At 62.1% G+C, this 11,596-nt stretch carries 8 protein-coding genes; 3 read left to right on the forward strand and 5 right to left on the reverse strand.

Annotated elements, in window-relative coordinates; all coding sequences use genetic code 11:
• Window positions 1-31: 31 nt before the first annotated feature.
• Complete coding sequence (gene yaaA / locus E4Z66_RS17830) at window positions 32-802, forward strand: peroxide stress protein YaaA (RefSeq protein ID WP_136464409.1); 771 nt, start codon at window positions 32-34, stop codon at window positions 800-802.
• On the opposite strand, the gene E4Z66_RS17835 is transcribed toward yaaA, so the two are convergent.
• The 5 genes from E4Z66_RS17835 to E4Z66_RS17855 all read right to left on the reverse strand — a co-directional run bounded on the left by E4Z66_RS17835 (window position 803) and on the right by E4Z66_RS17855 (window position 9,974).
• Window positions 803-3,199 carry a response regulator gene (locus tag E4Z66_RS17835; protein ID WP_136464410.1) on the reverse strand — a complete coding sequence of 799 codons (2,397 nt, stop codon included), beginning with the start codon at window positions 3,197-3,199 and terminating at the stop codon, window positions 803-805.
• Window positions 3,200-3,302: 103 nt separating this feature from the next.
• On the reverse strand, window positions 3,303-5,342 hold the full coding sequence (locus E4Z66_RS17840; RefSeq protein WP_136464411.1) for a hypothetical protein: 2,040 nt from the start codon (window positions 5,340-5,342) through the stop codon (window positions 3,303-3,305).
• Complete coding sequence (locus E4Z66_RS17845) at window positions 5,339-8,101, reverse strand: DUF4159 domain-containing protein (protein ID WP_136464412.1); 2,763 nt, start codon at window positions 8,099-8,101, stop codon at window positions 5,339-5,341. The genes E4Z66_RS17840 and E4Z66_RS17845 overlap by 4 nt, the downstream gene beginning before the upstream one ends.
• Window positions 8,098-8,970, reverse strand: a complete 873-nt coding sequence (locus E4Z66_RS17850; protein ID WP_136464413.1) for a DUF58 domain-containing protein — start codon at window positions 8,968-8,970, stop codon at window positions 8,098-8,100. Before E4Z66_RS17850 ends, E4Z66_RS17845 begins: the two co-directional genes overlap by 4 nt.
• Window positions 8,967-9,974, reverse strand: a complete 1,008-nt coding sequence (locus tag E4Z66_RS17855) for an AAA family ATPase (protein WP_136464414.1) — start codon at window positions 9,972-9,974, stop codon at window positions 8,967-8,969. The genes E4Z66_RS17850 and E4Z66_RS17855 overlap by 4 nt, the downstream gene beginning before the upstream one ends.
• Window positions 9,975-10,042: 68 nt before the next feature.
• Here E4Z66_RS17855 and E4Z66_RS17860 point away from each other — a divergent pair, with 68 nt between their 5' ends.
• Together E4Z66_RS17860 and E4Z66_RS17865 are read left to right on the forward strand one after the other, a co-directional pair.
• Window positions 10,043-10,618 (forward strand): DUF1285 domain-containing protein, encoded by a 576-nt coding sequence (locus E4Z66_RS17860; RefSeq protein ID WP_136464415.1) that lies wholly within the window; start codon window positions 10,043-10,045, stop codon window positions 10,616-10,618.
• 198 nt (window positions 10,619-10,816) lie between these two features.
• Window positions 10,817-11,584, forward strand: coding sequence for a hydroxypyruvate isomerase family protein (locus E4Z66_RS17865; RefSeq protein ID WP_136464416.1), 768 nt, complete (start codon window positions 10,817-10,819; stop codon window positions 11,582-11,584).
• Window positions 11,585-11,596 lie beyond the last annotated feature (12 nt).

The following is an 11,596-nucleotide window of genomic DNA, read 5'->3' on the forward strand; positions in this document are numbered from 1 at the left end:
TCCTCCCCCGAATGTAGAAGGGAAAGCAGCCATGCTCGTGGTGATATCGCCTGCAAAACGTCTGGACTGGTCAGAGCGGGATGTGGACATGACGTCCCCCGACTTTCAGCAGGACGCGATCCGGTTGAACAAGACAGCGCGGAATCTGACGTTGAAAGACCTCAAATCGCTGATGGGGTTGTCGGACGATCTTGCACGGCTTAACCGCGACCGGTTCCAGAACTTTGCCGATGCGCCCGAAGCGAACCAGACCCGTCCGGCGGCGCTTGCCTTTGCGGGCGACACCTATCAGGGGCTGGAGGCGGCGACTTTGGATGCCGACGAAATGGCTTGGGCGCAGGACCATCTGCGTATCCTCTCCGGGCTTTACGGGGTGCTGCGGCCGCTGGATGCGATGCAGCCCTACCGTCTGGAAATGGGGAGCAAGCTGAAAACCCGGCGCGGTGGAACTCTGTATGCGTATTGGCGCGACCAATTGTCCAAGGCGCTGAACGCGCAGGCCGATGTGTTGGGCGCGGACACACTGATCAACTGCGCGAGTCAGGAATATTTCGGTGCCGTCGATCTGGACGCGCTTAAATTGCGCGTCGTCACGCCGGTCTTCATGGAAGACAAGGGGACCGGCCCCAAGATCGTCAGCTTCTTCGCCAAGAAGGCACGCGGTGCGATGGCGCGGTATATCATCCAGCGGCGGATCACCGATCCATCGGGGATTTTGGATTTCGATCTGGGCGGTTACGCTTATCAGCCCGCGATGTCCGAAGCCGATAAACCTGTGTTCATGCGCCCCTATCCTGAGTGATCAGGCCGCGGCGCTGGCGAAAGGATCAAGCGTGTCTTGTGGGCGGCACATATTGATCATCTCATGGATCGCAGGTTTGCGCAGCGGTTTGGTCATATAATGGTCCAGACCGGCTTCGAGGATGCCCATCCCGTCGCCATCCATCGCATGGGCGGTCAGCGCAACGATGGGAACACGCCCGCCGGTTTCCTGTTCGATCCGCCGGATTTCCTGCGTCGCTTCCTTCCCGTCCATTTCCGGCATCGAAATATCCATAAAGATCATGTCCGGGGCAAAGCTGCGGAACTTTTCGACCGCCTCACGACCGTTATTCGCGATCTCTACTTCGATATCGAGTGCCTTGATCATCTTGCGGAAAACCAACTGATTGGTCTTGTTGTCCTCGGCCGCGAGCACCCGCATGCGGCGCGTTGTCGGCGCCGATGATGCCGGAGTTTCGGGCGCCGCGGCCGCGTCCAAAGGCGACGGCGTGGCGGCTGTTATCGGCTGCGGCTCCGGCGGGGGGGCGGGCGCGGCGACGACCTTCGTTTCCGTGACTGGGGGCGTGGCTTCGACCTGGGGTTCAGGCGCGGCGGGCAAGGCCGGCGCTTTATCTGAGGTGGGGGCTTCACGGTGCCGGAATACCGGCATGGGGAAATCGCTGTCCTGCTGCGGTTCGTCCGGGTTCGTGAATTCAACCCCCAGATCGCGGAGGATCGAAAACAGCCGTTGCCGGGGCAGCGGACGCGGGATGATCGCGGAAACCTCAGCCTCGATACTCGGATCGGTGAGGCCGCCGGGATTCGACGTCAGAATGATCACCGGGGTCGTGTCGCCGCGCGCCCGAATTTCCTTGATGAAAGTCGGCCCGTCCATCCCCGGCATTTGGTGATCGACCAGCACCAAATCAAAGCCTTCGCTCATCAAATCCAGCGCTTGTATGGCGCTTTCCACATCCATCACGGTCGCCGACATGGACGTCAATTGCCGGCGCAAAATGTCACGGTTTGTCGAATTGTCGTCGATGATCAGAACGCGCTGGATATTCTCGGGCAGGCGCATATGCGGCGGCGATCTGTCTGCTTGCAAGTCCAGCGGCAGCTTGAAACCGAAACAAGAGCCGATCCCAAGTTCGCTTGTCACCCACATCTCACCGCCCATCAGGTGTACCAGCCGTTTGGAAATCGCGAGGCCAAGCCCGGTCCCCTCGAACTTCCTGTTCCGCTCATCCTCGACCTGCGTGAATTCACCAAAGACATGCGCCTGCTTTTCTTCGGAGATACCAATGCCCGTATCCTCAACCGCGATATGGACGTTCGTCCTGTCGCTATTCGGGTCCGGTGCACCGGTGACGCGCACAAGCACGTGGCCCTCGGGGGTGAATTTCACCGCATTGCCAATCAGGTTCGTCAGGATTTGCCGAATGCGGCCAGCATCGCCGATAAAAAGATGCGGCAAGAACAGGTCGTAGTCCAACAACAGCGCGACGTTCTTTTCACGCGCGGCGGGCTGCACCAGCATCAGAACTTCGTGGATCGCTTTTTCAAGGTCGAACGGTCCGTTATGCAGCACCATCTTCTGGGCCTCGATCTTGGAATAATCGAGTACGTCATTGATGATGACCAGCAGCGCCTCTCCGGAATTGCGGATCGTATCGGCATAAAGCCGTTGTTCTTCCGTCAGATCGGATTCGGCAAGGAGTTCCGCCATGCCAACCACGCCGTTCATGGGGGTGCGAATCTCGTGGCTCATATTTGCCAGGAAGGAAGACTTGGCGCGCGCGGCAGCCTCTGCCCGTTCGCGGGCTTCTTCCAGTTCCCGTTCATACCGTACAGTCGCCGTGATGTTCAGGCCCAGCGATACCACATCACCGCCCACCCCGCGGTGGTCGACCACCTTGATATAGGTGCCGTTCCACAGGCGGATGACAACCGGGCTCGGCTCTGAGTGCTGGCGTCGGCGCAGCATATCCGCGCGCCAATCCGCGGCAGACAAATCGCCGGTATCGACGATGCCTTCTTCGGTCAGAAGTTGCAGGATGCGGGCATAGGCGATGCCGGGCTTGACCTCTTCCAACCCTTCGAACACCACGAGATAACTGTCATTGGCGGCGATCAGCTTGTCATCCGTGTCGAAGAAGGCGAACCCGTCCTGAATCGTCTGGATCGACAGCCACAGACGCCGTTCGGCGATTTCGACCTTCTGGTGCGCGACGGAAAGATCCGATTTGACCCGCTGATATTCGCTGGTCACGGTTTCGACCTTCGCGCGGGTTTCGACGATTTCTTCCGACAAGGCGCGCGCATGCAAACCGAGCTTTCGGTTCGCGGCATAAAGTTCCGCCTGTTTCAGTTCCAACAGGCGTTCCGCCGCCAGGCGACCGCGCCGTTCCTGAGCGAGTTTTTCAGCCAGACTCATTCATCGCCCCGAATTACTTGGGGTGGTTTTCCATGATCAGGGTGAAAATCACCTTAATCGCGGGCAATGGATCGGGAAAACTTGCCCCGCGAACAGGCGGCTGTCAGCGTCGGCCTTCGCGCAGCCATCCGGCGGTGATGAACCCCGCGGACAACAGCAAGACCAGCCACGGGGGCAGCAGGAACATCTGGCGCACGTCCAGCGTCTGATAGGCATTGCGCGGAGTAATCCCGATCCAGCCGCGCCCGGCAGCCGGGCGGCCCATGCGCACCTCGCGCAAGCGGGGCATCCCCTCTTCGAGCCGCAACGCGCCACCGCGCAGCACATCCACCGCGGGCTGCATCACATCCGCCGTGGCAATCGTTTCGACAAACTCGCGCGGGGCTGCGGGACCAAGGCCGATCACGCTTTCCAGTTCGCCGTCTTCAAGCCGGTAAAGGCCGATTTCAGGCCCGTCGAAATTGCCTTCATAAAGACCGGGCCGGGTTTGCGTCATCTCGACCTCGGTCCGGGTGCCATCGGGCGCTGTCACGGTGACTGTGCCGATATCGTCCGACATCGTGCGCCGCGTGATACGCATGCTTTGCCCGGTGGCATTCGCGGTGAGCGCCTCTTCCTCCAGCTCGGGTTCGCCCATCATCCAATGCGCCAGCCGCCGTAGCAGTTCGAGTTGCGGGCCGCCGCCTTCATGCCCGCGCGACCAAAGCCACGCATGATCCGATGCCAGAAGCGCCACGCGCCCCTCTTCGACCCGATCCAGAACCAGAAGTGGGCGGTCGCCATCGCCGGACATCACCGTGTGGCCGGACCGTGTGGTAAGATCGATCTGACGCAGCCACCGCCCCCAATCCCCGCGACCGGGGAGGTTTTCGGTGACCGGATGGCGTTCGCCCAGTTCCGTCACGGTTGGCAGGAACGGCTCTTCGATAACGCGCGCGGTGGGTTCCGCCGGAAGTACGCGCCCAAGCGGGGAGCGGAACAGGCTGGATGCGCCCGCGAAATCCGGCCCGGCAGCCACCAGAACCGCGCCGCCCTTGGCGATGTAATTGGCGACGTTCTCAAGATAGATCGCGGGCAAGATTCCGCGCCGCTTGTAACGGTCAAAGATAATCAGGTCGAAATCGTCGATCTTCTCCAGAAAAAGTTCGCGGGTGGGAAAGGCGATGAGGCTGAGTTCGCCCACGGGCACGCCATCCTGTTTTTCCGGGGGGCGCAGGATGGTGAAGTGGACGAGGTCGACAGAACTATCTGATTTCAGAAGGTTACGCCATGTACGCCCGCCCGCATGAGGCTCGCCCGACACCAGCAACACGCGCAGACGGTCGCGCACACCGTTGATCTGGATCAGCGCCGTGTTGTTGCGCGCGGTCAATTCGCCCGCTTCTTCCGGGACGGTGAATTCGATGACGTTTCGGCCCCCATGCGGAAGCGTCACAGGCAGGTTGAACTCCTGGCCAATCGGCATCTGAAAGGTCTGCGGGGGCGCACCATCGACAGAGATTTGCAGCCGCGCCAAGGTCGCATCCGGCGCGGCGCCCTGATCTTCGATCTTGAGCTTCAGCGTGACGGGTTCGCCGATGATGGCAAAAGCTGGCGCGCCGGTCACCACAAGGCGGCGATCCCAGTCGGTCGCTTCGCCGGTTTGCAAAAGGTGAAGCGGGGCGGGCAGGTTCGGCGCGCGAGTTGCATCGTGAATGCGCCCGTCCGAAACCGCGATCACCCCGGCGATGCGGGACAGTGGCTCATCCGCCAGCGCCTCGACAATCGTGTCCATCAGCAGCGTGCCCCCGTCGTCGGGGCCGTCATTGACGGTCAGCAGGCGCATTTCGGTATTCTCACGCGCGGCAAGGGTGCTGGTCAGATTGTCAATCGCGGCACTGGTCTGGGCATCGCGTGCGCCAAGCTTTTGACTGGCGGACCGGTCCTCCACCACCAGCACGATATCGGACAGTGGGGCGCGGTCCTCTTGCTGGTAAAGCGGGCCGCAAAGCGCGGCCAGTACGACGACGCCCGCCATACCGCGCAGCGCCCATCCGGTGAGACCGCGCCAGAAGGCAAATACGACGAAGCCAAGGGTCAGCACGGCCAGAACCGCAATCACGGGCCATGGCAGCAGGGGCGAGAAGAGAACCGTTCCGATCATTGGCCGAGCCTGTCGAGAAGTGCTGGCACGTGGACCTGATCGGATTTGTAGTTACCGGTCAGCACATGCATCACAAGGTTGATCCCAAAGCGGTAGGCCAGTTCGCGCTGCCGTTCGCCGGAAAAGCCGCGCCCGATAGGCAGCAGCGCGGCGCCGGACTGATTCACAGCCCATGCGGCGGCCCAATCATTGCTGCCGATAACCACGGGCGTGACATTGTCGTTCAGGTTGCGGAAGGGCATGCCTTCGATCGCTTCGACATCCGGCGGGGCGGCTTCGACCCAGACATCCCGGCCCGTGTGGCGGCCGGGGAAATCCTGAAGCAGGTAGAATGTGCGTGTCAGAACGTGGTCATTGGGCACTTTTTCCAGTCGGGGCACATCCAGCGGCGCGGCCAGTTGTTGCAGCTTGCGCGCGTTGGGGCTGCTTGCCGACAGGCTGGTGATATCTGCGTCGCGGGTGTCGAACAGGATCAAACCACCCGACCTGAGGTATTCGTTCAGTTTGGCATATGCTTCGGCGGACGGGCGCGGCTGTTCCGGCGTGATCGGCCAGTAGAGCATCGGGAAGAACGCAAGCTCGTCGGTTTCGAGGTTCACCCCAATCGGCTCTGCCGGTTCGACCGACGTGCGGAAGAACAGCGCGTCCGACAGTCCGCGCAGTCCGGCTTGGGCGATGTCGTCCACCGTGTCATTGCCGGTCATGACATGAGCCAACACCACATCCGATGTGGCGTTAAGGGCGAATTCCTCCTCCGCGTCCTGGGCCTGCGCCGGAAGTGGCGGAAGCATCAGCGCCAAAGCGATCAGCCCGGCGGCCGCGCGCGCGCCGGTCAAACGCCCCGAAAGGGCGAGCGATGCGAGAATATCAGCCATCAGCAAGACCAGTGCCGCCGCCAGAAGTGGGCCGCCCAGCGGGCGCTGCACCGGACCGTCCAGCCCCGTGACAGCGACAGTTGCGGGCCATGTCGCGGGTTCCAGCGTGTCGTCTTTTTCCAGCGCATTGCGCGACACGGTCTGCCGATCCCGCTGGTAGACGCCGGGGGGAAAGGCGGGGCCGAATTCGCCTGCGCTCATGGTTGCATCGCTGACCCCGGCCAATGCGTCGGCTTTCGCGAAACTGCCCGTCCCGTCCAGAACGCGGACAGCTTGCCACGTGTCGCCGCTGGTGGCGGTCACGGTGGCATTGTCATCGGACACGCCCATCAAACGCTCCAGCATATCGATGAAAAGGACCGAGAGCGGCAGGTTCGACCATTCGGCATTTGCCGTCACGTGGAACAGAACGACTTGTCCCAGACCGACGGGTTTGCGGGTCACGACCGGGGTGCCATCGGTCAGTTGTGCGATCACGCGGTCGGACAGTTCGGGACCGGGCTGCGCCAGGACCTGCGCTGTGACGGTAACATCTGCGGGCACGTCCAGCCCGACGAAGGGGGAATCTTCGGCAAAATCGGCAAGGCCTTTGGGTTCGCCCCAGCTCATAGCACCGCCGACAGACCGCCCGCCCAGACGCAGGCGCACCGGCATAAGGGGGTCTTCGGTATCGCGGCTGATATCGCTGGCTGCGACACGCGGCCCAGCAAAGCGGATCAGCATGCCGCCGTCTTCGACCCATGCCTGCAGCGCCTCCTGTTCTTGCGGGGCAAGGATCGCCACATCCGCAAGCAGCACCGCATCGGGATTGGCCGGCAGGGCCTCGTTCAAGGACAGATCCAGCAGGTCAACCTTGCCGGACAGGGCCTCCCCCACATAGTGCAGGGGCGATAGAAGTTGCAGCGCCTCGCGGTCCCCTTGCGAGGCGATCAACGCGACCTCCACCCGGCGCAGGGAGTCCGCGACAAGCGTCGTGGCACCGGTGCTTTGCGTGCCGTCTACAGAAAAATGCGTGACCCGGTCGCGGATCTCGTCCGGCAGGGTCAGGGAAAGCGATGCGACGCGGTCGCCCGCGCCAAAGGTGATCTCTCCGCGCTCTAGTACAGCGGGGTTGCCAGCGGGATCGCGGCCCTGCGCAAGGATGTTCATCGTCGTCGCACCCGCCCCGTCCGAGCGGATCGCGCTAAGACGTACTTCGCCCTCTTCATAAGTGGCGGGGCGCAGGCCCACTACGGCGGTATCGCCTTGCAGCACTTGGATGGTGCCGCGCTCTTGCGCCAGTGCGAGCAATTCGCCGCGCCCGGCATAGTCCAATCCATCGCTAAGCCAGACGGTGTCGAATTCGGGAAGGCCTTGCAGCTGATCCCGCGCGGCATTCAGCATGGTCGGGCCGGGCTGCCATGGGTTCGGTTCCATCGCGGCGAGCCGTTCAGCGACGCGCTGCGCGGGTTGGAAGGTCACGGGGGCCGGGTCGGAAAGGTTCAGCAAGCCCACGGGGCGGCGCAACTGCACGGCCACGTCAAGACGCCCCAGAATTGCAGCGCGGGCCCGCTGCCAACCGGGCGCGCCTGCCCAACTGCCGTCTACGATGACAAGGATCGGTGTATCGCTGCGCGTCATCCGTTCTTGGGAATTCAGGACCGGCCCTGCCAGCCCGACGATCAGCGCAGCAACGGCCAGCAGCCGCAGCAACAGCAGCCACCACGGGGTTCGGTCCGTGACGGTATCATCATCGCCCAGCCCCAGCAGCAGCGCCACACCGGGAAAACGCCGCCGGATCGGGGCCGGGGGCACGGCGCGCAGGATAAGCCACAGGATCGGAAGCGCGATCAGCGCCAGAAGCAGCCACGGGGCGGTAAAGCCGATACTGCCAAGCCCCATCATGCGGATACTCCCATCGCGCGATAAAGCCACAAGAGTCCGGCCTGCGCTGAATGATCAGTGTGATGCGTCGAAAATTGCCATCCTGCCAAGGCGCATAGTTCCGTCAGTTCGGCTTTGCGCGCGGCGAGACGTTCCAGATAACGGTCCCGCAGGTCGCCAGCTTTCAGCGTTTCGTGGCTAAGCGTGCCGCCCATGCTTTCAAAAATGGTGCGCCCTTTGAAAGGAAACGCTTCTTCGGTCGGATCAAGAACCTGATACATGCAGCCGCGCACGCCGCGATCGGCAGCTTTGGACAGGGCAAGGCGTACTTCATCCAGCGGGCCAAGGAAATCAGAGATAAAGACAGCCCGCGCGCTGGGGATCATAGCGCGGTGCTCTGGCGGGGCGTAATCCGCCTCGTCGTGAGTCGCGAGATACTCGGCCAGGCGCAAGATCTGTTGATTGCCGCGCCGTGGGGGCAGGGTGGTGCCGGTCAAGCCGACCCGTTCCCCGCCGCGCACCAGCAGAATGGAGAGTGCGAGGCCCAAAAGCCGGGCGCGGTTGCCCTTGGTGGGCAGATTGTCGTCGCTGTGAAATTGCATCGACGCGCCACGGTCGATCCAGATCATCACCGATTGCGCGATCTGCCATTCGCGTTCGCGGACATATTCGATGTCTCCGCGCGCAGAGCGGCGATGGTCGATCATGCGGCGGCTGTCGCCAAGCTGTGCGGGCCGGTATTGCCAGAAATTGTCGCCCAAGCCCGCCCGGCGCCTGCCATGTTCGCCAAGAAGGACGGACCCGGCAAGGTGTTCGGCCCGTGCCAGCAGGGGCGGGAACTGTGCCGCCTCTGCTTCGGCGCTGACGCGCAGGTGGGCCGGATCGTTCACGCGGCGGCCTCGTGGCGGGACAGGCTTTCTGCGGTCTCAAGGATCAGGTCGGACAGGCTGTCACCCCGCGCCCGCGCCGCGAATCCAAGCGCCATCCGGTGGCTCAGTACCGGGCGGGCCATGTCGATCACGTCCTCCGCCGATGGGGCAAGCCGGCCATCAATAAGGGCCTTGGCGCGCACCGCCATCATAAAGGCCTGCGCCGCACGCGGGCCGGGCCCCCAGGCAACGGTGTCGCGCACCTTGTCGCTGGCCGACGGGTCATTGGGCCGGAACGCGCGGACAAGATCGAGGATCAGTTCCACAACGCTTTCGCCCACTGGCATCCGTCGCAGCAAGGTCTGCGCTGCCAGCACCTCGGCCGCGGTGAAGACCGCCGTGGCTTTTTCTTCGCTGACACCGGTGGTCGCCAGCAGAATATCGCGTTCTGTGCTGCGGTCGGGATAGGGCACGTCGATTTGTACAAGGAACCGGTCAAGCTGCGCTTCGGGCAGCGGATAGGTGCCTTCCTGTTCAATCGGGTTCTGCGTCGCCAGCACATGGAACGGTGTGCCAAGCGGTCGGGTTTCCCCTGCGACGGTCACAGATTTTTCCTGCATCGCCTGAAGCAATGCCGATTGGGTCCGGGGCGAGGCGCGGTTGATCTCATCCGCCATCAGAAGTTGGCAAAAGATCGGGCCGGGAATGAACTTGAAGCCGCGATTGCCATCGGCACTGGTTTCCAGAACCTCCGACCCAAGAATATCCGCAGGCATCAGGTCCGGTGTGAACTGGATGCGGTTTCCGTCCAGGCCCATCACGGTCGACAGCGTTTCGACGAGCCGTGTTTTGCCCAGTCCGGGAAGTCCGATCAGCAGCCCGTGGCCGCCACAAAGAAGCGCGGTAAGGGTCAGTTCGACAACGCGTTCCTGACCAATGAACCGCTTTGTGATCGACGCTTTCGCCTGACCCAGTTTGTCGCCCAGTAGTTCGATATCGGCCACAAGGTTTTCCGCGTCGCTCATGACTTCCCCTTCACGCTGCTTATATCCTGCACATAGGACTATAGCGTGGTTAAAGAAGGTGTAACGACATGAGTTCACAAAAATCCGTGACACCGACCCCAAAAGGGCTCGAACAGTCTGTTCTTGAGGCCAAATCGCGGGGTTTGCCGCCGGTGCACCTGTGGTCGCCGCCGTTTTGCGGCGATATCGACATGCGGATCGCCCGAGATGGCACGTGGTTTTACGAAGGCTCGCCAATTGAGAGATTCGAACTCGCGCGGCTGTTTTCCACGATTCTGCTGTTGGAGGATGGTAAATACTTTCTTGTCACCCCGGCGGAGAAGGTCGGGATCACCGTGGATGACGCGCCTTTTGTCGCCGTTGATTTCGAGTGCAGCGGTAGCGGGCCAGCGCAGGTTCTGACCTTCGAGACGAATATGGGCGAAACGGTCCAGGCTTCTGCCGATGATCCAATCCGGATGGAGCGGGACGCGGAAACCGGCGAACCTGCGCCTTACGTTCATGTGCGCTCGGGTCTGGAAGCGTTGATCGACCGGAAAAGCTTTTACCGTCTGGCCGAGATTGGCGAGGTTCACGAAGGCCAGTTCGGCGTCTGGTCCGGTGGCGTCTTTTTCGCCTTCATGCCTGCGGACGAATTGGAATAGGTGCAATCGGTCACGCCGAGGCATTGGCGACCGCTTCTTTACCCCCCCCTTGACCGTGGCGTCTGCGCGATGTGACAGCGGCCAATCGTCGTTGCGTTTGCATTTGGCGGTTCAATAACAGGTTGGTGTCACGCGCATTGAGTGTATTCTTGGCGCGGGACATTTTGATTTAGCGATTACTCCAAGGGGGACGCCTACGTGAAATTTGCGGCAAACCTGAGTCTGTTATGGCCTGAATTGCCATTTCTGGACCGTTTCGATGCGGCTGCGGCCGCTGGTTTCGATGCGGTCGAAGTGTTGTTCCCGTATGATATGGCCGCGCCCGAAATCCTGTCTGCCATGCGCCGCAGTACGATGCGGATGGTGCTGATCAATGCGCCCCCGCCGAACTACACGGGCGGATTGCGCGGCTTTGCGGCGCGGCCCGATGGTACGGATCGCTTTCGATACGATATGAAGCGCGTGTTCCGCTATGCCGAGGCACTTGGCGCGGGGCTGATACATGTCATGGCGGGAGAGGCCGAAGGCGAGGACGCTTTCGATACCATGGTCGCCAATCTCAAATGGGCGTCGCGCCAAGCGCCCAAGGGGGTGACGCTGACGATTGAACCGCTCAACGGCAAGGATATGCCGGGGTATTTTCTGAACAGCTACCCGTTGGCGGCAAAGGTGCTGGACGCGGTGAAGAAACCCAATGTGCGCCTGCAATACGATACCTATCACGCGCAGGTCATCCACGGCGATGCGGTCGATATCTGGAAGCGCTATGGTCTGCGCGCGGCGCATGTGCAGTTGGGCGATGCCCCGGGCCGCGTCGCGCCGGGCGATGGGCAGATCAATTTCAGCGCCTTTTTCAACGCGATGCGCGAAACCGGTTATGACGGCTGGATCAGCGCGGAATATAAGCCGGGGAGTCGGCAGACCGAAGACAGCCTTGGCTGGTTCAAGAAGTTGCGGGTGTCCTGACGCGGCGGGTGG

It is taken from the genome of Aliishimia ponticola, from assembly GCF_004803475.1.
Lineage (GTDB): Bacteria > Pseudomonadota > Alphaproteobacteria > Rhodobacterales > Rhodobacteraceae > Aliishimia > Aliishimia ponticola.